Annotated in this window: 19 protein-coding genes; 13 read left to right on the forward strand and 6 right to left on the reverse strand. The window is 35.1% G+C overall.

The window, feature by feature from the left end; all coding sequences use genetic code 11:
* The 5 genes from ABY905_RS04965 to ABY905_RS04985 all read left to right on the forward strand — a co-directional run.
* Positions 1 to 1,172 (forward strand): PLP-dependent aspartate aminotransferase family protein (locus ABY905_RS04965; protein WP_372641170.1); only part of this gene is annotated, 1,172 nt, incomplete at its 5' end.
* Positions 1,173 to 1,184: 12 nt separating this feature from the next.
* Positions 1,185 to 1,919: a HemK2/MTQ2 family protein methyltransferase gene (locus tag ABY905_RS04970; protein ID WP_372641172.1), complete on the forward strand. Its 735-nt coding sequence runs from the start codon at positions 1,185 to 1,187 to the stop codon at positions 1,917 to 1,919.
* Positions 1,920 to 1,958: 39 nt separating this feature from the next.
* Positions 1,959 to 2,438 (forward strand): S-ribosylhomocysteine lyase, encoded by a 480-nt coding sequence (locus ABY905_RS04975; RefSeq protein ID WP_372641174.1) that lies wholly within the window; start codon positions 1,959 to 1,961, stop codon positions 2,436 to 2,438.
* A 225-nt stretch (positions 2,439 to 2,663) separates the two neighbouring features.
* On the forward strand, positions 2,664 to 3,443 hold the full coding sequence (map, locus tag ABY905_RS04980; RefSeq protein WP_372641176.1) for a type I methionyl aminopeptidase: 780 nt from the start codon (positions 2,664 to 2,666) through the stop codon (positions 3,441 to 3,443).
* Positions 3,444 to 3,549: 106 nt separating this feature from the next.
* Positions 3,550 to 4,242, forward strand: coding sequence for a 2-C-methyl-D-erythritol 4-phosphate cytidylyltransferase (locus ABY905_RS04985; protein WP_372641178.1), 693 nt, complete (start codon positions 3,550 to 3,552; stop codon positions 4,240 to 4,242).
* Between the two features lie 75 nt (positions 4,243 to 4,317).
* Here ABY905_RS04985 and ABY905_RS04990 read toward each other — a convergent pair whose 3' ends face one another.
* Positions 4,318 to 5,874: a DUF4301 family protein gene (locus ABY905_RS04990; protein ID WP_372641180.1), complete on the reverse strand. Its 1,557-nt coding sequence runs from the start codon at positions 5,872 to 5,874 to the stop codon at positions 4,318 to 4,320.
* A 272-nt stretch (positions 5,875 to 6,146) separates the two neighbouring features.
* On the opposite strand from ABY905_RS04990, the gene ABY905_RS04995 reads away from it, so the two are divergent.
* Positions 6,147 to 7,106, forward strand: a complete 960-nt coding sequence (locus tag ABY905_RS04995) for a TIGR01212 family radical SAM protein (RefSeq protein ID WP_372641182.1) — start codon at positions 6,147 to 6,149, stop codon at positions 7,104 to 7,106.
* A gap of 38 nt (positions 7,107 to 7,144) precedes the next feature.
* On the opposite strand, the gene ABY905_RS05000 is transcribed toward ABY905_RS04995, so the two are convergent.
* Together ABY905_RS05000 and ABY905_RS05005 are read right to left on the reverse strand one after the other, a co-directional pair.
* Positions 7,145 to 7,870, reverse strand: coding sequence for a tetratricopeptide repeat protein (locus ABY905_RS05000; RefSeq protein ID WP_372641184.1), 726 nt, complete (start codon positions 7,868 to 7,870; stop codon positions 7,145 to 7,147).
* Between the two features lie 96 nt (positions 7,871 to 7,966).
* Positions 7,967 to 9,805 carry a YgiQ family radical SAM protein gene (locus tag ABY905_RS05005; RefSeq protein ID WP_372641186.1) on the reverse strand — a complete coding sequence of 613 codons (1,839 nt, stop codon included), beginning with the start codon at positions 9,803 to 9,805 and terminating at the stop codon, positions 7,967 to 7,969.
* A gap of 229 nt (positions 9,806 to 10,034) precedes the next feature.
* Here ABY905_RS05005 and ABY905_RS05010 point away from each other — a divergent pair, with 229 nt between their 5' ends.
* The 3 genes from ABY905_RS05010 (at position 10,035) to ABY905_RS05020 (ending at position 13,658) form a co-directional block, all read left to right on the forward strand.
* On the forward strand, positions 10,035 to 10,874 hold the full coding sequence (locus ABY905_RS05010) for a histidinol-phosphatase (protein WP_372641188.1): 840 nt from the start codon (positions 10,035 to 10,037) through the stop codon (positions 10,872 to 10,874).
* A gap of 228 nt (positions 10,875 to 11,102) precedes the next feature.
* Positions 11,103 to 12,902, forward strand: coding sequence for a lysophospholipid acyltransferase family protein (locus tag ABY905_RS05015; protein WP_372641190.1), 1,800 nt, complete (start codon positions 11,103 to 11,105; stop codon positions 12,900 to 12,902).
* A 108-nt stretch (positions 12,903 to 13,010) separates the two neighbouring features.
* Entirely contained in the window at positions 13,011 to 13,658 is a 648-nt protein-coding gene (locus ABY905_RS05020; RefSeq protein ID WP_372641192.1) for a LysE family translocator, read from the forward strand.
* A gap of 91 nt (positions 13,659 to 13,749) precedes the next feature.
* On the opposite strand, the gene ABY905_RS05025 is transcribed toward ABY905_RS05020, so the two are convergent.
* Entirely contained in the window at positions 13,750 to 14,772 is a 1,023-nt protein-coding gene (locus ABY905_RS05025) for a DUF2027 domain-containing protein (protein WP_372641194.1), read from the reverse strand.
* A gap of 169 nt (positions 14,773 to 14,941) precedes the next feature.
* On the opposite strand from ABY905_RS05025, the gene ABY905_RS05030 reads away from it, so the two are divergent.
* On the forward strand, positions 14,942 to 16,177 hold the full coding sequence (locus ABY905_RS05030) for an S-adenosylmethionine:tRNA ribosyltransferase-isomerase (protein ID WP_372641196.1): 1,236 nt from the start codon (positions 14,942 to 14,944) through the stop codon (positions 16,175 to 16,177).
* Between the two features lie 113 nt (positions 16,178 to 16,290).
* Entirely contained in the window at positions 16,291 to 16,917 is a 627-nt protein-coding gene (locus ABY905_RS05035; RefSeq protein ID WP_372641198.1) for a hypothetical protein, read from the forward strand.
* 75 nt (positions 16,918 to 16,992) lie between these two features.
* Here ABY905_RS05035 and xerD read toward each other — a convergent pair whose 3' ends face one another.
* Positions 16,993 to 17,901, reverse strand: coding sequence for a site-specific tyrosine recombinase XerD (gene xerD / locus ABY905_RS05040; protein ID WP_372641200.1), 909 nt, complete (start codon positions 17,899 to 17,901; stop codon positions 16,993 to 16,995).
* Between the two features lie 188 nt (positions 17,902 to 18,089).
* Between xerD and aroQ the strand changes: the two genes are divergently transcribed.
* Positions 18,090 to 18,521, forward strand: coding sequence for a type II 3-dehydroquinate dehydratase (gene aroQ, locus ABY905_RS05045; protein ID WP_372641202.1), 432 nt, complete (start codon positions 18,090 to 18,092; stop codon positions 18,519 to 18,521).
* A 603-nt stretch (positions 18,522 to 19,124) separates the two neighbouring features.
* Entirely contained in the window at positions 19,125 to 20,537 is a 1,413-nt protein-coding gene (pyk, locus tag ABY905_RS05050) for a pyruvate kinase (RefSeq protein WP_372641204.1), read from the forward strand.
* Positions 20,538 to 20,612: 75 nt separating this feature from the next.
* Here pyk and ABY905_RS05055 read toward each other — a convergent pair whose 3' ends face one another.
* A complete protein-coding gene (locus ABY905_RS05055) occupies positions 20,613 to 22,439 on the reverse strand; it encodes a U32 family peptidase (protein WP_372641206.1) in 1,827 nt (608 codons plus the stop codon).
* Positions 22,440 to 22,724 lie beyond the last annotated feature (285 nt).

The raw sequence follows: 22,724 nt of genomic DNA on the forward strand, positions 1-22,724 counted from the left end.
AAGATATGCAATTTACGACTAAAGGAATTCACATAGGCGAGAAGCCAAATTTTAAAGAAGGTGCAACAGGTGATGTTATTGTACCCTTACATTTATCAACCACTTTTGCGAGAAAGGATGTTGAAGTGCCCACAGCAGGTTATGAGTATTCAAGATCGCTAAACCCAACCCGAAAGGCTTTGGAGAGTAAGCTGGCAGCTATAGAGAATGCCAAATATGGATTGGCCTTTTCATCGGGCTTGGGAGCTGAAACAACTGTTTTGCTGGCTCTGTTAAAGTCGGGCGATCATGTTATTACTACCGATGATCTTTATGGAGGAACGCAAAGACTCTTCCGCAAGGTGTTTACGGCCAATTATGGTATCGATTTTAGTTTTGTAGACAGTGCAAATCCTGCTCGTGTTGAAGATGCTATTCGTGAAGAAACAAAAATGATTTGGATTGAAACACCAACCAATCCGATGTTGAAGCTGACTGATATTGCTCGAATTGCACTGATAGCAAAAGAACACAATTTGATTTTGGTTGTTGATAATACTTTTATGAGTCCTTATTTCCAGAATCCATTAGAATTGGGTGCTGATATTGTTTTACACTCAACTTCGAAATATATCAATGGTCACTCAGATTCTATTGGAGGTGCCGTAATGGTAAGCCGCGAAGACTTATACGAAAGACTTCAATTTATGCAGAATTCTGCTGGCGCTATGATGTCTCCTTTTGATAGCTATTTGGTTCTTCGAGGGATTAAAACCCTGAGCTTGCGAATGCGTCAGCATGAGACAAATGCCGTTGAGATAGCCAATTTCTTAAACAAACATCCCAAGGTTAAGAAGGTTATTTACCCAGGATTAGCGTCACACCCGCAGCACAAGCTAGCAAAGCAGCAGATGAAAGGTTTTGGTGGCATGATGGCCATTGAATTGGTAGGTGAGCTCGAAGATGCTAAGACCTTTCTATCTAAGTTAAAGTATTTCGCTCTGGCTGAAAGTTTAGGAGGGGTAGAATCCCTTATCGAATTGCCCGCCTTAATGACACATGGGTCGGTACCTGTCGAAGATCGTAATAAATTAGGCATTACCGATACCCTGATCAGAGTTTCGGTAGGTATAGAAGAAACGGAAGATTTAATTGAAGATTTGGCACAGGCGCTTGAGTCTGTAGTTATGTAAAGATTGGAAACTATGCAAACACAAAACTTCTTTCTTGATCGTCCCGAAATGCGCGACTATCAATTACAAGGCCATAAAATTAGTTTGGATTTACATCCGGATGTATTTCCACCATCAGCATTTGTCGTGCCTTTTGCTCAGAATATTCAAATCAATCCGGGCGATAGAGTTGCCGATATAGGCACAGGTAGTGGTATTTTGGCTGTTATGGCTGCACAGCAGGGAGCAGAGGTTTGGGCCACTGATACCAGTGAAGCTTCTGTAAGGAATGCAAAAGAGAATGCTCATAAAAATCAAGTCGATATTCAGGCATTTGCAGGTAGCTTTTTTGGTCCTTTAAAAGGTAAATTCGATGTGATTATAGCCAATCTTCCTCAGGAAATATTACCCGAGGATTATAAATTGGATTTGGGAGATGATTTATCACAAACCATAAACGGTGGCAAGCTAGGAAATGAAATTCTGGTTGAGTTCTTGAAAATTGCGCCTGAATATATGCATGCTACCAGTAAGTTATATATCAATGTGGGTAGCCTTTCCGATTTTAAAAGCACCTTTCAGTTAATCGGTCAGAATTACAATGCCCGAATGATTAACTCGTATGCTTTGCCTAATAAAGCCTTTGTTGAGAAGAATATAGCCTTTTATCAGCAGTTGAATGCAGAAGGCAAAATTCATATTTTTCAGGAAGATGGCATTTGGAAAGCTATGGTTTATCCCTTTGAACTCAAATTGAAAAGTGCCTAGTTTTTGAAGGTGTATTAATAATTTTAAAAATATAAAAAGATGGAACAGATAGATAGTTTTAATGTCGATCATGACAGATTGAAGCCTGGTATTTATGTATCGCGAAAAGATCAACTTGGTTCAGAAACTATAACTAGTTTCGATATTCGCTTGAAGCTTGCTAACCGTGAGCCTGCGATGGATATTCAGGCCATGCATACCATGGAGCACTTGGGTGCAACTTATTTACGTAATAGTGAGAAATGGGGGAGCCGAACCGTTTACTTTGGCCCCATGGGATGTCGTACGGGATTTTATGTCATCTTTCATGGCGATTATAAATCGGAGGATATCATCGAGCTTACAAAGGAGCTGTTTCAGTTTATGGCCAATTTCAAAGATGAGATTCCTGGAGCTAAACGCATCGAGTGTGGATATAGCTTGAGTCATGATTTACCTATGGCCAATTTTGAATCGAAACGATTCTACGATAATGTACTTTCAAACCTGAGTGATGAAAATCTGAATTACCCAATTTAGTGTCTATTTTAATGTATTAATAGAATGAACTCCTGCCTTAAAAAACAGGAGTTTTTTCATGATAGATTAGCTTGATGAAGGCATTGAAAATTTAGAAAGCTTTTGTTTGCATAAGAAGGAATCATTGCAGACCTTTGGGTGTTCTTTTATTAAGGGCTGTATGGGGATTCATTTGAGAACTATTCCATCATGAAATACAGCTCTATTTTATAGGTTTACAACTAGATGAGCGAAATTATAATTAAAAATGCAGAGCAAATTGAGGGCATCAGAAAGAGTTCTCAATTAGCTGGAAATACACTTAAATTTATTAGCGATTATGTGAAAGAAGGCGTGAATACGCTTTACCTTGATACTTTAATCGAAAAATATATACGCGACAATGGGGCAATTCCTGCACCATTGAACTATCACGGCTTTCCAAAATCATGTTGCATCTCTTTAAACGATGTGATTTGTCATGGTATTCCCAATGAGCAAACCGTTTTGAAAGAAGGGGATATCCTGAATGTGGATGTAACCACTATTTTGGATGGCTATTATGGGGATACCAGTACCATGTTTACCATTGGCGAAGTATCTAAACAGGCAGCTAAATTGGTCGAAGATACTGAGCATGCCTTATATTTAGGTATAGAGCAGGTAAAGCCAGGCAATTACTTTGGTAACATTGGTTTTGCTATTGGTCGTTTTGCCAAGGCAAAAAAATATGGTGTGGTTTACGAGTTCTGCGGCCATGGTATTGGTATGGAATTTCATGAAGAGCCACAGGTTGAGCATATTGCACAACGTAACTCTGGTGAGATGATGCAGGAAGGCATGATTTTCACCATCGAACCGATGATTAATATGGGTAAGGCTCGTGCTAAAGTAGATGAGGTAGATGGTTGGACAGCTCGTACAATCGACAAGAAACTATCGGCACAATTTGAGCATACTATTTTAGTAACCAAAGAGGGATATGAGATTTTAACTGATGTGGGTGAATACGATATCTTCAAGTAAAGATTAAAGGATAAAGTAAATAAGGATAAAAGTAAAGCTTGACTTTTCGACTATTCAGACCTTTTGACTTTTACAAACCTTTCAGACTTTTAAAGACTTTTAATAAATGAAAAATGTAGCTGTTATTCTTGCGGGAGGTACAGGTAAGCGTATGGGAGCTTATCTTCCTAAGCAATTTTTGAAAATTGCAGGTAAGTCTATCATTGAGCACAGCATTGCCATATTCGAGCAGCATGCTGGTATCTCAGAAATTTGTGTGGTTATCCATTCAAACTTTGTAACTAATGTAGAACACATTGTTAGTGAGGCTGGTTTTTCAAAAGTTCATAAAATCCTGTGTGGAGGTAAGGAGAGAAGTGACTCAAGTTTAGCTGCTATTTTAGCCTACGAGAAAGAGCCGAATGTGAATTTGATTTTTCATGATGCTGTTCGTCCTTTTGTCAATCAACGAATTATCGATGATGTGGTTTCTAGTTTGGCTGAGGGGAAATCAGTCGCTGTAGCTATTCCAAGTACAGATACCATTTTTAAGCTGAATGATGATAAATGTATAGAATCTGTTCCGCCACGCGATTATCTTTATAGAGCACAAACGCCACAGGCATTTTCTTGCGAAACCATTAAGAAGGCCTACGACTTAGCATTAAGGGATCCAAACTTTAAAGCTAGCGACGATTGTGGTGTGGTTTTGAAATATCTGCCTAAGGAGCCGATTCATATTGTAGAAGGTGACGAGAATAATATCAAAATTACTTTTGAACAAGATTTAGCTAAAGGTGAAAATTTGATTGATTTATAACTTGAATTTACAAATATAAAATGCCCCTCAGAATATAGATTCTTGAGGGGCATTTCTGTATGTTGTATTTTCTATCTAGTTTCTATGTTCTACACGAAGCAAGTCAAAAATAGTTTTAACAGGATTAAAAGTGATGGTTGGAACTTCAACAAAAATCGTATTCCAATCAGCCATTGCACCGTTCCAAAGTCCAGGGAGCTCCATGGCTTTTAGTGGTGCACCATTGTGAGCTTTTTTAGAAATAAAACCTGTTTCTGGATCAACAAATTGAGTCAGATCAAACTTTTTACCCTTATAATCTTTGATTCCACAAACCAAGTCGACAGGATTGAAATGGGTTGAAGCCGCCAAAATTTTGGCTTGCTTTTTATCCTCATGGTCAATCTGAGAACTCTCAATAATATGTAGAGATGAAGAGTTATCTGAGTTTTTCACCCAGAAAGGTCCACCACCAGGCTCTCCTTCGTTCACAACCATTCCACAAACACGAATGGGTCTGTTAAACTTTTTAAGGAGATAAGCTCTAAGTTTATCTGGATTATCGGTTTTTAATGTCTTTGGTGTTTTGATGCAAAGTTGCTCAACTGAAAAACTTAGCATCTCATTCAATTTATCAGCACTAAGATCAAGCTTGGGATTATCCAACTCATTCATATAATGGAACATCTGTGCCTGATATTTTAATAAAACACCAGCCAATGCTTCTTTGTATTTATAGGTTGGCTCTTTTAGTCTATCAGGAACGACATTGTCGATATTCTTAATGAAAACCAAATCAGCTTTTAGCTCATTTAAGTTTTCGATAAGAGCACCATGTCCACCAGGTCTAAAAAGGATGCTTTCATCAACATTCTTAAATGGCTTATTCTCCATGTCAACAGCAATGGTATCGGTAGACGCTTTCTGATATGAGAAAGTCACTTTAAGTTTCCCATCGTACTTTTTCTCGAAGGCCGATCTTGATTTCTTAAGTTTTCGTGCAAAAAGTTTCTTATGCTCTTCGGATATGGTCAGATGTAGCTGAGCGGTTCCTTTATAATTCTTTGCATAATGCAAAGCTTCTGCCCAATGCTCTTCGAAAGCTGTTCGGGAATAGTCTTGGTATTTGTGAAACCTTAGTAAGCCCTTAGGTTTGTTACTATAGTTTAGGCCATTTGCATAAAGTAAGGTGTTAAGAATTTCTTTGAAATTATTTTTTTCTAATAATCTCTCTATATCCATGCCTTTCTTCTGCAAGGCAGCTCTTAGGTCAACAAAAAAAGCAAAGTCTTCGATGTTTTCAAAAAACTTAAACATGCCTTCAGGAGATTTATCTTTCATATAAGCAAGATAATCTTCTTCGGTTTCCTGATAGTTTTTGATAAAATCGTAGAGCTTTTGAAACATTCGAGTTGCAGCTCCAGATGCTGGGACAAACTTGATGACAGAAAGTTTTTTGGGACGATTGATGTAATTATCTCTGAAAACCTTGATTTCTTCATCTTCAATTCTCATAATCCCATCGGTAATGATGGCTGGGTTTACAAGATTAACTTTTGGAAAACCTGTTTCGAAGTGTTTCAATTGTTCTTCGATTTTGGTTTTGTCCATACCTCGTTTTTTAATGAGGCTAAGGTCTTTTTTTGAGAACATGGTTTTGCTTTTTTGTAAGTTGTCGAAGGAGCAATATAAAAATTTGTTTCCAATATGAATTCTATTTTAGTCAATATTTTGATAAGTTATATCGTGTATTGTTCTTAAGTGTCATTAAGACAATGATTTAAATTAGGGTCTGAAATAAAAGATTTATATCAGTAAAAATAAAAGCAGCAAAATTTTGTTCAAGACGAGAAAAATATGACTGGTTTCATAAGGATTGAAATATGCCCATAAGTTTGTACTTTTGCGACAAAGTAAAAACAAATATGCAAACAGATATATACCCTTGGGGGCATAGCAAACGCTATAACGATTTTCCTGGTTTTTTTAAGAAGAAGTTTTCGGAACGTATTCAGAAAGTAACTATTGATGCGGGTTTCACTTGTCCTAATAGAGATGGGAGCAAGGGAACAGGTGGTTGTACCTATTGCAACAATAAGAGTTTTAATCCAGCTTATTGTACACCCAAAGAATCGGTGACTGAACAGATTGAAAAGGGAATTCTATTTTTTTCAAGCAAGTATAAAACACAAAAATATCTGGCCTACTTTCAAGCTTTCTCAAATACTTATGGAGAACTTGATCTTCTAAAACAACTCTACGAAGAAGCGCTTTCTCACGATAAAGTTATTGGTTTGGTCATTGGTACACGTCCCGATTGTATTACAGAACCTCTTCTAAATTACCTTGAGGGTTTGGCTAAGGATTATTATATCGCTGTAGAGTATGGTGTTGAATCAGCAAATAATCAAGCTTTAGATGCAATTAATCGCGGACATAGCTATGAAGAGGCTGAAGCGACAATTTTAGATACGGCTAATAGAGGCATTCATATTGGTGCACATTTGGTTAATGGCTTACCTCACGATACACCGGAGATGATGTTGGAGCATGCCATTCGTTTATCTAATCTACCTATCGAGACTCTTAAGCTACATCAGTTGCAGATTTTGAATCATACAACAATGGCTAAGGAGTATGCGGAAGATCCGAATCGTTTCCACTTATTTGGGATGGAGGAATATATTGATTTTGTAATAGATGTAATGGAGCAAATAAATCCTGAAGTGATGATGGATCGTTTCGTGAATCAGGCACCTCCAGGTTGGTTGATTGCACCCAAGTGGGGCATCAAAAATTTCGAGTTTGTGGCAAAACTAGAAAAGCGATTGGTAGAAAGAGATACCTGGCAAGGTCGTTTGTACAAAAAAATCCTGATCGCCTAAATAAGAGATCAGGATCAATATATAGACTGTGGTTGAATTTACTTGATCGTTTTTAGCATATTGGCTGCCTTAGGGTGGCCTAATTTTTTTGCATATTCTAAGTTTGCCTTAGCCAGTTTAGTGTCTTTTATATTGAAGTAGGCAATGCCTCTGGCATATATAGCTAGTTTAAATTTCTTGTCAATTTTAATGGCCTTGCTATAGTTGTTGATGGCTTCTTTGTATTTGTTTAAGCAATCTAAAGCGACCCCCTTGTTGTAATACAGTCCCGAAACATCAAGGCCATTTTCTATAGCCTTATCGTATTCTCTTATGGCAGCATTAAAATTCCCAAGATAGTATAAGGAGATACCTTTATAGTGCAAGGCTTTTAAATGATAAGGATTGGCTTCGAGAATTTGATCGTAGTCCTTAATAGCCTCATTGTATTTACCTGTATTTTCGTAGATAATAGCTCTATTTAAAAGTGCTTCTTCTGAATAGCCCTGGATTTTAATGATATGATTAAAATCCTTCAGTGCTTTGGTATTCTCCGATAAAAATGAGTTTGAAATAGCACGATTGAAATATGCAGGGAGAAAATCCTTATCTAAGCTTAATATTTCAGAGAAAACCTGATTGGCAGCTTTGAACTTTTTCTTCTCAAATAATTCCATACCCTTCTTATTGAGCTTGTCAATTTTCATCTGTGTACATGATGAAAAACTCAAGGCAAAAAGTAGAATAAAGCTTATGAATTTTAATCTCTTAATAACAATAGACATAAAAGGGAATTATAAATTTTGATCTAATGTAAATAATATCGACAAAACTTAAAAATGTTTTGCCGATATATATTGTAAATTAAAGAGCTTCTAAATCTAATCTTTGAAAAGCTTCTTTATTAAATCTTTCTTTCCCATGTTGATTAGCTCAGTCTTTATTGCGTTTCGATATTCATTTTTATACCAGAATAAGAATTTACGTTGTGAGAGTTTATCTTCCTTTGTTTTAGGCGTGTAAACCTCTTTCTGCGTATAAGGGTGGTAGCCCGAATAATATATAACTGTTGCAACGGTCATTGGTGTTGGTGTAAAGTCCTGAACTTGCTCAAGTTTGAAATCGAGTTCCTTTGTTTTTACAGCTAAATCAGCCATATCAACACCTTGCGATCCAGGATGACTGGATATAAAGTAGGGGATTAATTGCTGATTAAGCCCTTCTTCCTTATTTATCTTATCGAAGAGATCCTTAAGCTCATAAAATAATTTAAATGAAGGCTTACGCATGATATCTAAAACTTCGTCAGAAGTGTGCTCTGGCGCGACCTTCAATCGTCCGGATACGTGATTTTTAATCAGTTCAACTGCATATTCACGATTAGCCTTATTTGCTTCTTCGTCCTTGGTCTTGTGAAGCATCAGGTCGTAACGAACACCACTACCAATAAATGATTTCTTAACACCTGAGATATTATCAACCGCTTTGTAGATGTCAAGCATTGGTTTGTGATTGGTATTCAGGTTAGGACAAACATTTGGATGAATACATGAAGGACGTCTACATGTTTGGCAAATGCTTTCAAAAATTCCTTTCATCTGGTACATATTGGCCGAAGGACCACCCAGATCAGATAAATAGCCTTTAAAGTCAGGCATTTTTGTAACGTATTCAACCTCTTTTAGAATTGACTTCTGTGATCGGTTTGCAATGAATTTACCCTGATGAGCAGATATTGTACAGAATGAGCAACCACCGAAACATCCTCTATGCATGTTGATAGAGAATTTAATCATATCATATGCAGGGATTTTCTTGTTTTTATAACGAGGGTGAGGCATACGCGTGTATGGCAAATCGAAAATAGAGTCAAGCTCCTTTTCCTTCATCACAGGGTAGGGAGGATTTACTATAATCTCAGAATCCTTATAGCCTTGAATTAGCTTTTTTGCCATCATGGAATTAGATTCCATTTCAATATGGCGAAAGTTACCTGAAAATTTCTTCTTATCCTTTAAACAATCCTCGTGTGAATACAGCTCTTGAACTTCCCACTTTTTCTTAGTTGAATAATCTTCACCTTTTTTGGTAATAAATGAAGTTTGAGGAATCGTTGTTAGTGTTTCAAAAGGAACACCTCTTTTAAGCAAACGAACGATCTCTTTGAGAGGTTTCTCACCCATACCATAAACCAATAAATCGGCTGCACTGTCGCATAGAATACTAGGTCTTAACTCATCCAGCCAATAGTCGTAATGTGTTAAACGACGCAGAGAGGCTTCGATACCACCCAACAAAATAGGAGTGTCAGGATATAGTTTTTTTAGAATCTTAGAATACACGATACTTGGCATATCTGGTCTTTGTCCATGTCTACCATCTGGCGTATAAGCATCATCGTGACGCAATCGACGATTCGCAGTATAATGATTCACCATGGAATCCATATTGCCAGCTGTAATGCCGAAGAACAAGCGCGGTACGCCTAACTTCTTGAAGTCGCGTAAATCGTCTTGCCAATTAGGTTGAGGAACAATAGCAACCTTTAAGCCTTCATTTTCAAGAATTCGCCCAATAACTGCTGAACCAAATGAAGGATGGTCGACATAGGCGTCACCGCTAAATAAAATAACATCTAGCTCTTCCCATCCTCTTTCTGCGACTTCTTTTGCAGAAGTTGGTAGCCATTGGTTGTATAGTCCTGATATATCGTCTTTCATCTCTATTTTTTCTTTGACTGTCCGATATATAAAATATCGAAAGCTCGTTTACTAAATTTCTGTCTCGATTAACATCAAAACATACAAAACGTATTATTTTCGCGCTTTTGACGCAAAGTTACTACTTTATTTATAAAGATTTTAAAGAAGCTTCTATTTATACTAGGGAAGAGTTGATCTGTTATCTTTGGTAGTTCTGTGTTTTTTTACAAAAATTGAGATTTACTTCATGACATATTTTTCATATCATACTCACACAAATTATTGCGATGGTAAGGCTGAAGCGGAAGCTTTCATAAAACGAGCAATCGAATTACAGATGAAAGCTGTGGGTTTTTCTTCTCATGCACCATTTCCTGTTGAGGTTTCCTGGAATATGGATGAGAATCGATTGATGAGTTACGTGAATGAAATTAGGGCCTTGTCTGATAAATATCAAGATGAAATTGATGTTTATCTCTCATTAGAGTTGGATTATATACCAGGAGTTACGAAACCATTTGCTCAAAGAATAATGGATTGTGGCTTAGATTATACGATAGGATCTGTACATCTGGTTAAATCACCAGTTGAAAATGAATTTCTATTTCTGGATGGACCAGACACAAATTATTCTCATGGATTGGAATGTTTCTACGAAGGAGATATAAAGAAAATGGTTAAGGACTATTTTTCACAAATTAACGAGATGATTCTAGTTCAGAAACCAGATATTATTGGCCATATCGATAAAATAAAGATGAATAATAAAGCTCGATACTTTTCAGAAGAGGAAAAATGGTATCAAGATTTATTGAATGAATCAATCGCTGTTTTAAAGGAAACAGATTGTATTGTGGAAATTAATACGCGCGGGCTTTATACAAAGAAATCACCTGCATTTTATCCTGACTTTAGTTTTGCAAAAACATGCAAAAAGAATAATATTCCTATGACCATCAGCACAGATGCTCATCACCCCGATGAATTATTGCTATATTTTGATGATGCTGCCAAAATGCTGAAAGAATCTGGATATGATAGCATTCGGATTTATGATAAAGGAAAGTGGAAAGATGCTGGCATATAAAATATCAATAATGTTGATTAATTATGAGAATAAATACTATTTTTACTCGATTGAAAATTGGCTGAGCTTACGTTTTATCTAGTAATAGGAGTTGGTTTTTATTTCTAGGTGGTCTTATAATTTAAAAAGAGTTACGAGTGGATTCATATTCTTCGGAATATTGTTTTGACTGAGGCATATAGAGTTAGACACTGTTTCTGAGTCCATTTTAATATAAAATATTTACCGATGAAATTGGTTGATCCCAAAGATTTATTGAAAGCGAGTGAAAGTTTAAATTGGTTTGGAGGGGAGAGCTTTGCCAAGCTATTAATGTATATTCTGCGATTGAATAAATTGAACGATTTGTATTCTGCAAATTGTGAGAAATCAGGTGTAGAATTTATTGATGGTTTGATAGATGACTTGGGAATCAAATTTGAATTTGATGAAGAAGAGTTGAAGCGTATTCCTTTGGATGGAAGCTTTATTAGTATTTCCAATCACCCATTTGGTGGGATTGATGGCATATTGCTAATTAAACTACTCAGTGATGTTCGTCCCGATTTTAAGGTTATGGCTAATTTCATTCTTCAAAAGATAGAGCCATTAAAGGATTGTTTCTTGGGTGTAAACCCTTTCGAAGACAGAAAAGCTGCTGCTTCTAGTATGGGAGGAATAAAAGAGGCCTTACGTCACATGAACGCGGGGGCTCCTTTAGGAATTTTTCCGGCAGGAGAAGTTTCGACTTACCAATCAGAATCTAAGAATATTACAGATAAACAATGGCAGCCTCCTATTCTTAAATTTATTAAGAAAGCTGAAGTCCCTGTTGTGCCAATCCATTTTCAAGGAAGTAATAGTTTGATGTTTTACTTGATGGGAATGATTCACCCTGTTTTGAGAACAGTAAAACTACCATCGGAACTATTAAATAAAAAGAATAAAGTCATTCGTCTTCGTATTGGGAATCCTATTTCGGTTAAGGATCAAAAAGGTTTTACCGATATTAACCAGTACGGACGCTTCTTAAGAGCGAAAACCTATATGCTGGGAAGTGCTGTTGAGGTGAAAAAGTTCTATGAAAATAAGTCTACGGCTAAAAAGAAAAAGGCTGCTGATGTTATTCCTCCAGTAGACCCTAAGTTGATAAGTAAGGAGATTGCAAACTTATCGGAGCATTTACTTTTTAAGTCGAGGAAGTTTTCTGTTTATTGTGCTCCTTCGGATGAGATGCCTAATGTCCTCAATGAAATTGGTCGTTTAAGAGAAATTACCTTTCGTGAAGTTGGTGAAGGAACCAATCAGAGCATTGATGTTGATGAGTACGATTTGTATTACCATCAGCTCTTTATTTGGGATGAAGAGAATCTTAAAATTGTTGGAGCATATCGTGTAGGAAAGGGGAGGGAGATTTTGAATAAGTATGGATTGAAAGGATTTTATCTACAATCCTTATTTAAAATGAAGAAGGCCTTTCAACCTGTATTGAGTGAGTCAATCGAACTAGGTCGATCTTTCATTGTTAAAGAATATCAAAGAAAGCCGATGCCACTTTTCTTATTGTGGAAAGGGATTATGTACTTCTTGCTTAAAAATCCAGATTGCCGTTATTTAATTGGTCCTGTTAGTATTAGTAATGAGTATTCTAATACATCAAAAGACCTGATAATTAAATTTATTATGCGTAACTATTTCGATTACGAGATGGGGCAGTTTATCAAGTCGCGCAATAAATTTAAAGTAAAAGTGAAAGGTCTTGATATGGATATTTTACTTGAAGCTGCGAAGAGTGATATTAATAAGCTTGATAAATTAATTGGTGATTTTGAAGTTTCTAATGATAAGCTTCCAGTATTATTAAAGAAGTATATCTCATTAAATGCCAAAATTGTTGGTTTTAATATCGATCCAAACTTTAACGACTGTTTGGATGGTTTAATCGTTGTAGACTTATTCGATGTTCCTGTAAATATGATTGAATCATTGACAAAGGAGATCAATAGCGAAGAGGTATCAAGTCGTTTTGTTACTCGAGAAATGAATTAAGTCAATTATTTTATTCTTTGTTAACACAATATTTTAAAGAAGCAGAGGTGTAATTGCATATAATTACGATCTTTGTTGCTGAATTTTTTATTTGCAAAAGCCCATCACTTGGATATTCAATATATAATCAAAGGAATTCTTATAGGTCTCATGGCTTCAATACCATTGGGACCAATTGGTGTCTTAATCATTCAGAAGACACTTCAGAAAGGTAGACTTGCTGGTTTTGTTTCTGGTTCAGGAGCTGCAGTTGCAGATACTTTATTTGCATCAATCGCGGTATTAGGTTTGGGTTTTGTTATCAACTTTATTCAAGCTCAAGAATTTTATTTTAGATTAATTGGATCTATCTTCTTGGTGTTTGTTGGTTTAAGGATCTTCTTCACAAATACTATAAAGCAATTCCGGAAATCTCAAACACCTGGTAAACGAGGTATGCTGGGGGATTTTCTTGCCATCTTTTTTCTGACTCTTTCTAATCCAATAGCAGTCTTGTTTTTTGGAGCCATGTTTGCTGGAGCATCTGTTTTTGGAGATGCTAACTCAACAAGGGTATCTATGTTTTTATTGCTAGGTGTATTGCTAGGTGGAGCATTATGGTGGTATGCACTTTCAACTTTAGTTAATGTTTTCAGAAAAAAATTCAGGCTAAAGCAGATGTTTTGGATCAATAAGATTTCAGGAATCATTATTGCTGTTTTGGGTTTTCTTGTATTCCTTTCTTGTTTCGAACCTGTGAAATCATTTTTAGAATAAAAGAGAATTAGATTTATCGAATATAAAAAAAGGAGAAAGTAATTAATTTACTTTCTCCTTTTTATTAGATCTTGTTTTTGTTCTAATCAGATTATTTAATCGTTACCAGAGTTGCACCATAGCCATATTCTTTGAAAGAGGCATCTTGTGAACTATGCTTCTTATACTTTCTTTTCAGTTCACTAAGCACCTTTTGTTTCAATGTGCCATTTCCAATTCCATGAATAAAGACGATTTTTTTGCCTCTATTACTTTCATTCTCTCGTAATACCTCATGAAATTTTTCCATCTGGAAATTCAGGATATCAGCATTTGAGAAGCCTGTAACAGAATCGATTAGTTTATTGATGTGTAAGTCAACTTCCAAAATATTAGTCTTAGGATTTAGTTTTGGACTTTGAATTTTAGTTTCTGTACTTTCTTTTTCTCGAATTAGCTTATTAAAATCTTTTTGGCTCAACTCATCAAGCTTTTGCTCTATGTCATCGGCTGTGAGTTGATGAATAATGACTTGTTCGTGAAAATAATCGGTAAGCTTATAGGAATTCGATTTGTAAAATTTCAACGCCTGAATTTTCACAGTTTTATTAATAGGTGTTTTAGGGGTAAAGTCACCTGATTGATAATACAAAACTTGAAAATGAAATGCACTTAGTTTACCAAGATCTTTCTGATCGAACTCGGTTAGTAATATTTTTGAATTCGGGTCGATATTACCAGTTGTAATGCCTTCGAACTTCCCAGCATTCTGATTGAAAAAGCTGTAAAGAAGGATTGAATTGGTATCATTAATAAGGTAGAGTTCTAGTGGACTGGAAGTGATTTCATAACCCGCTCGAGGAACAAAGGCAAAATAAACATCTTCCTTTTGAACTTTTAGTGGTTCGCTTTTAGCGTTTGTTGTCACTTTTTTATTAGATGACAGGCTATGGGAAGCTGAAGAATTTCCCTCTGACTGCGATTCCATGACAACTAGATCCTTTTTAAGAGTTGGTATTTCGAAATCATCTTCATCATTAAGAACCATTACGGTTTTGGCATCGATAATACGGGTAACTTTACCGCCTCCGGTCTCGCTTAGAAATTTGACTTTATCTCCAATATTTATTTGCATGTGATATCTAGTTTATTGCCAGCAGATATGAGACTTTGAAAAAAACATTTCTAATGAGTGTAATCTGAGGCATAGTTTTATAATACGAACAAAGTTAACTATTTTTGCACACCAATTCTATTCTCTAACAAAGGAGAGTGGTATTGTTAGAGAAATATTTAGAGGAGAGATGGAAATAAGAACCGAAGAAACAATAATGAATCAAAAGCACATTCAAATATCAAATTTCACATACGATTTACCCGATGAGAAGATTGCCAAATATCCTTTAGGCAGTCGTGAAGAATCGAAATTGTTGGTGTACAAAAATAATGAAATTAGAGAACGAGGATTCCAAAATTTGCCTGAAGAAATAGCAGAAGGCACAACAATGGTTTTCAATAATACGAAGGTCATTCAGGCTAGGTTAATTTTTTATAAAGAAACTGGTGCTCGTATTGAGATCTTTTGTTTGGAACCTTTGAATCCTGCTGATTATAACTTAGCTTTTCAGGCAAAAGGTGTTTGTACATGGAAGTGTATTATTGGGAATTTACGTAAGTGGAAAACGGGAATTCTTAAAATGAGTTTCATGTTTGAGGGTAAGGAAGAGTTGCTTTGTGCAGAACATATTGAGAATTTGGATGGTGCTCATGAAATTAAATTCACATGGGAAAACCAGACTTTAAGTTTCAGCGAAGTTCTTGAATTGACAGGTAAAATTCCAATTCCCCCTTATTTGAATCGTGATACCGAAAATTCTGACTTAGTTCGTTACCAAACCGTTTATTCTAAGCATGAAGGTTCTGTGGCTGCTCCAACTGCTGGCCTGCATTTCACTGATTCTGTCTTTAGCCGATTAGATACAAATGGTGTAAAAAGAGCTGAGTTGACACTTCATGTTGGTGCAGGAACTTTTAAGCCAGTTAAAGTAGAACTGATTGGAGATCATGAAATGCACACTGAGCATATTCAGGTGAATATAAAGAGTTTGCAGCAAATTATTGATTCTGAAAATGATATCGTAGCAGTAGGTACTACATCTGTCCGAACCCTTGAAAGTTTGTATTGGCTGGGAGTCAAGCTATTATTAGGGAAAGAGAATCCATATTTGCTTGAACAGTGGGATGCCTATACACTTGATGGAACTTGTACACGTGTTGAATCTTATCAAGCGATTATAGATTTTATGAGAAAGGAGAATTTATCTTTGTTTAATGCCGCAACACAAATTATAATTGCACCTGGTTACGATTTTAAAGTGATTTCAGGATTGGTGACAAATTTTCACCAGCCCCAGAGCACTTTGCTTTTATTAATTTCAGCTTTAGTAGGAGATCGATGGCGCGAAATTTATGATTATGCTTTGAATAATGAGTTCCGATTTTTGAGTTATGGAGATAGTTCTTTATTGATGAAGTCTTAATCGAAGATATATTAATAGATTTTATTATATTTATTATCAATAAGAGCTTTTGCTTTTGTTGCTAGAGTTTGTAGCTCAATATCCATCATCTTAAATAAAGGAATACGTCATTTATGAGAAATCTCTTCTATATAGTAGCTTGCTTACTTATATCGATTATTGTCGGCTTACTTTCTCCTCTGATTTCACCAGAATTATTTAATTTTGTTAAACTTGATGATAGTAAGGAATTAGAATACACCGAAGTTGTTGAGATTGAACCTGAAGAAGTAGCTGTGAAAGCTATCGATCCTAAAACAAAAAAGGATAAGAATCTTCAAATTGTTGAAGAATCTAAGATTATTCCTAATGAAAATATCGACGACGATAATTATGTCGAGGAATTACCTCCTGAAACTCTGTTTCGGATCAATAGGTATGGTAAATGGGAATTCTGGAATTATTATCGTGATGTGAGCAGGATGAAGTTCTCAAAGAAAATGAGGAATTTATACGAAGAAACTTATGGAATTAAGAATATGAAGGATCCTAAGTTTAAATATTCAATACACGTTTTTGCAAGTGAAAAAACAACTCGTATTAGTCAGTTGAAATTAAATGGGTTGTATGAAAACTTCGATAATGATGAAAACCTCTATCGATATTTTTATCGTAGTTACGATAATTATTGGGTATGTCGTCGAGAGTTAAGAGATGTTCGATCTAAAGGTTTCCCAGACGCATATATCGTGAAATTATAAATGAGTTTAAGTTTAGGATTTTCAAAAAAATAAGACAAAAAAAAGAGTAGCTTATCGCTACTCTTTTTTTTTTGATTATTGATCTTTAGATCTTGGATGACAATTTTTGATTGTCTCTTTCAAATAATCTCTATCTAGATGAGTATAGATTTCAGTTGTTAAAATAGACTCATGTCCTAACATTTCTTGAACAGCTCGTAAATCTGCTCCACCTTCTACTAGGTGAGAAGCAAATGAGTGACGGAAAGTATGAGGAGAAACATTCTTGGTTAAACCAACTTTCTTAGAAAGGTTCTTGATGATAGTGAAAATCATAACACGAGAAAGTTTGCGACCTCTACGGTTTAAGAATAAAATATCTTCGCTATCCTTATCAATGTTTAATTTACCTCTATAGCTCTTAAGGTATAATTTGATTTCCTTTTTAGCTCGTTTCCCAATTGGAATTAAACGCTCTTTGTTTCCCTTACCATGAATTTTAATAAAACCCATTCTGAAATGTAAGTTAGAAACTCTAAGGTCAATTAATTCAGAAACACGTAGTCCACAAGAATAAAGAGTCTCTAGGATCGCTCTATTTCTTTGTCCTTCAGCTTTGTTTGTATCAACAGCCTTAACTAAAATGTCAATTTCTTCAACAGTTAAGGTGTGAGGAAGTTTACGTCCAATTTTTGGAGCTTCCAATAAAGCTGTTGGATTTCTGTCAATTATCTCTTCAAGTAATAAGTACTTAAAGTAAGCTTTGATACCAGAAATAACACGAGCTTGAGTTCTAGGGCTTGTACCTGCGTCATTAATCCAGGTAACAAAATCCTTAAGGTCTTGTAAAACAACTTCAACAGGGGCTACGGTTCTGCCTTGCTCCTTGAAAAAAGTTGTTAATTTAGTGATGTCATTGATGTAAGCATCAATAGAATTCTTGGATAAAGACTTTTCCAACGTGAGATAAGTCTTAAAATTCTCAATTGTTGTTGTCCAATTCATTTCAATTAATTTTAAGTATGTAGTTTAGTTGTAATTGTTAATCAAATCTATTTTACTAGTTTTGCTTTAACGATAGCAATATACGTATTTTTATGATAATATTACAAAACATTGTATGAATTTATTACGTAAGGTTTGCAAAAATCTGATAAGAACTCTATGTTAAACTAAAGTGAAATTTTGACGAAATGAAAATTTTAATCCTAAATGGACCTAATTTAAACTTATTGGGGACAAGAGAAAAAACGATTTATGGATCAGAAAGTTTCGATCAATATTTCGAAGAATTAATGCGTGTATTTCCTGATTTTACTTTAGAATATTTTCAATCAAATGTTGAGGGTGAGATTATTAATAAAATTCATGAAGTCAGGTTTTCGTTTGATGGAATTGTGTTGAATGCTGCGGCTTATACGCATACTTCAGTTGCTATTAGAGATGCAATATCGGCTGTCGATATTCCAATTGTTGAAGTCCATATTTCAAATGTACATAAAAGAGAAGCCTTTAGACATACGAGTATGATTAGTGCAAGTTGTGTTGGTGTAATTGCTGGATTTGGCTTGGATTCTTATCGATTAGGGGTAGAAGCTCTTTCAAAAATGAATCAGGATAAATAAGTTTTTTTTTGACAAATGGTAAGATTTCTCTTGATAAGATATTTATTGATTGTTGTTTTTTTGTATTTATCAAAATTGACGAATTAATGTTTTGAATAGATTAAAATCTAATTCAATGAAAAAATCGTTAGACTCTCCTAATTTATTTAGACTTATTCCATTTATGCGTTTCGCAAACGTTTTACAAAGCCCTTCACCTTTAATATTCTGCGATACGATGGTTTATACTTGCAAAAATTCATACTTTAGTTTTTGAAGAGGAAATCAGATGTCTATATCTGAGGATTTGCTTTTATTTTGTGTTACAAACATCGCATTTATAAGAGTAATTCTAGATTTCTATATCCCCGTTTTATAACGTGAAAATGACTGCGGATTTGTCGCGCTTTTGTTAAGAATTAATGGGGTTATGTGAAATTATTTCGTGTTTATGCTAGTTTGTTATTTTGTTAGAAATATGAGCTTTGTTAAAAGATTTACTTATCTTTTATATCTAGACTTTTAATAGAAAAATCACAATAAATAATACACAATTCATCTTTTCGTAAATTTGTTATTCATGCTGTTATCAGTATATGTTCAGTTTATATTAAAATTTTAATTATGAAGAAAGGTACCAAAATCATTGCTACAATCTCTGATAAGAAATGCGATGTTGAATTTTTGACTGAACTCTTCGAAGAGGGCATGAATGTTGTTCGTTTAAACACGGCTCATCAGTCTCATGCAGATGCACAAAAGGTGATTGATAATGTGCGAATGGTCTCAGATAAGATTGCCTTATTAATTGATACAAAAGGGCCTGAGATTAGAACGGTTGGGATTCAAAAAGACTTTTTTCTTTCTACAGGAGATAAGATGAAAGTCGTTGGATCTAAATCAAATATTAGTGAAGAAAATACTTTCTCTGTTAGTTATGATTTTTTTGTACAAGACATTAAAGTAGGAGATAGGGTGCTTATTGATGATGGAGATCTTGAACTTCTTGTAATTGAAAAGAATGATGATTTCTTGACTGTTGAAGCACAGAATGATGGTGCTTTGAAGAATCGTAAGAGTGTTAATATACCTGGCGTTTCAATCAACTTACCTTCTTTGAGTGAAAAGGATAGAGAATTTATTCAATTTGCCATCGATCAGGATATTGATTTTATCGCTCATTCATTTGTTCGTAAAAAAGAGGACGTTTTGGAGATTCAGAAGATTCTTGATGCAAGAGAGTCTAAGATTAAGATTATTGCTAAGATTGAGAATCAAGAAGGTGTTGATAATATCGATGAAATTCTTGAATATGTCTATGGTGTAATGGTAGCCAGAGGTGATTTAGCTATTGAGATTCCAGCTGCAAAGATTCCCGTAATACAACGAAGAATTGTTCGTAAATGTATCGATGCTAAAAAATCGGTGATTATTGCAACTCAAATGTTGCACTCGATGATAGAAAATCCTCGTCCAACACGTGCTGAGGTGAGTGATATTGCAAATGCAATTTATAACAGAACTGATGCAATAATGCTGAGTGGTGAAACAGCTTATGGCGATTACCCAGTTGAGGCTGTTAGAGTGATGACTGAGGTGGCTATGGAAGTTGAGAAAGAGTTGTATCCTGATAAACTTGCTCGTGAACCGAGACATAAGGAGGTGACTTCAGTTTTGGCACGCTCAGCAGTAAATGCTTCACAATTCCTTCCTATTAAAGCTATTGTAACTGATACGCTTACAGGTAGAACGGGACGTTATTTATCTGCCTATAGAGGAAATGTTCCTGTTTATGCTCTTTGTTACTCGAAACGCGTAATGAGAGAATTAGCTTTGTCTTATGGAGTGGAAGCAGATTACAAAGAATTGTTAGCTAGTCGTGATGAATTTGTGAAAGAAGCAATATTAACCTTAATGGGTAAAGGTTACTTTACAAGTGAAGATTCTGTGATCATATTAGGTGGTAGTTTTGGACCATCAAAAGGTGTTAGTTTTATGGAAGTTTCCAATGTTTATCAACTAACCCATAAAGTTTAGTCGATTCTCGAATTAGTATATAAAAACAAATGCTCATATCTGATTGAATATGAGCATTTGTTATTTTTGATTCATCTATTTTGGCATTAAGATGACTTTCATTTCACAACGTTGGCAGTTGAACTCCAAACTGTATTTTCTATTATTATCTACTAAATAAAGTGGTCCTGGTTTTTCGCCAATTGTCTTTACGAGCTTCGGACATTTCCCAAATTCATAGCGTAAGCAATGTTTGGTTACCATAAGCGTTTTACCATCGAAATTTTTCTGAAGTTCGAAGGCTTTTTCAATATCATTAACCCCACATTTTTTGTAGAAATCTTCCGCTTTGCAGTTACTCACATTCCCCATATAAGTAATCTTGTCTGCATAATATTTTGGATGAGCAATTAAAGGACGTGTTTCCTCTTTTTCTGCTAAATCAATTCGAGCCTGACTTAATTCTTCTAGAGTTTTTCTTCGTAGCTCGTTCAATAATTTAGCTTGTATAAAAGGTGTATTGTTAAGATTTAATTGAATGGAAGAAAGCTCATAAATAGAGTCACCCAGCTTTGATAGTTGTTTTTCAATATTAATTTTAGCCATATCTTCATTCTTGGCTAGCTCGAATGACTCATCTAAACTGTTCGAAGCAGATATGCCATTTTCATCGGTGATATGTAAGAAATATTGCTCACCTAATTGTTCAAATAGAATATCAATTGAGATTTTACGAATGCTTTTGTCTTGCTTTAACTCCTTGGCAAACTCATGATCATTATTGCGATAAAGTGTTACGTCATCGCAAACCATACTCATATCGTTTGGATAAATTTTATCACCCTTAACACCATTCACTTGTATACCTTTCAATAGCTTGCTTTTATTGAAAAAACACAAACCATCACCATTGTGAATAGGAAATTTACTTTTAACAATGAAGTGATCTTTTCGAACAGCGATAATCTTCCCGATTTCCTTACCTAATGCTTTTGGTGAGAAGAAATTTGCGATCTCAGGCACTCTTCCTTTAAAGAAATAAGGGGTAAAACCACGATTGAAAGTTCTTTCTGGATCTGCTTTGAAGTTGACTTGAACACTTCCTGAAGAAGCTCTTTCAAGCTCTTTATTCTGTTTTATAGTTTGATCTAACTTATCACTGTAGTGGCTGGTAATGTTTTTGATATATGAAATGTCTTTTAATCGACCTTCAATCTTAAGTGAACAAATACCTGCATTTACAATATCATCTATTTCATCAGATAAGTTAAGGTCTTTAAGTGAAAGCAGGTGTTTGTCTTTTGCTAACACATTGCCCTCTGCATCTTCTAAATCGTATTTCATACGACAAGCTTGGCTACATTCTCCACGGTTAGCCGATCGACCTGTAATGGCATGCGAGAAGTAACATTGTCCACTTAGGCAAACGCAAAGTGCTCCGTTTACGAAATACTCTAAATCTACATTGGTGTTGGCTCGTATTTCTTTTATTTGTTCAAGAGAGAGTTCTCTGGCTAAAATAATACGCTTAAAACCAGCTTTCTCAAGAAATTGAATTCGTTCTAAATCGAAATTATGTGTTTGTGTACTCGCATGCAATTCTATTGGAGGTAAATCCATTTCTAAAATGCCCATATCCTGTACAATAAGAGCATCCGCTCCTAATTTGTAAAGTTCATGAATTAAAGCTTCCGCTTCTTTTAGTTCATTGTCATATAAAATGGTATTCATTGCAATGAATACCTTAGCCCAATATTGATGAGCATATTTAATGAGTACTCCAATATCTTCTAAAGTATTACCCACAGCGGCACGGGCTCCAAATTTTGGAGCTCCTATATAAACAGCATCCGCGCCATAGTTGATGGCTGCAATACCTGTTTCCAGATTCTTAGCCGGAGCTAAAAGTTCGATTTTACGCATTTTATTCAATTTGATTGCGAAGATAAGATATTATCGCTGATATTCTGTTTGAGGGCTGGTCTACTCAAAAAAAGGTGTTTAGTATTTATCTGAAAGATAAAACTCAGTTTATAATTCATATTAAGACTTCATAATTTTGTTTTAAACTGGGTTCAAATCAAGAGGTTATTGTGTCAATATATTCTATCTTCATATTTAATTAAAGAAGTCACTTTTTTTTTTAAATTTATGATCTCTAACGCAAAGGTTTTCGGTAATTTGAATAATCTTTACTGTTACTTATGA

This window comes from Ancylomarina sp., assembly GCF_041555295.1.
In the GTDB taxonomy this organism is placed as follows: Bacteria; Bacteroidota; Bacteroidia; order Bacteroidales; family Marinifilaceae; genus Ancylomarina.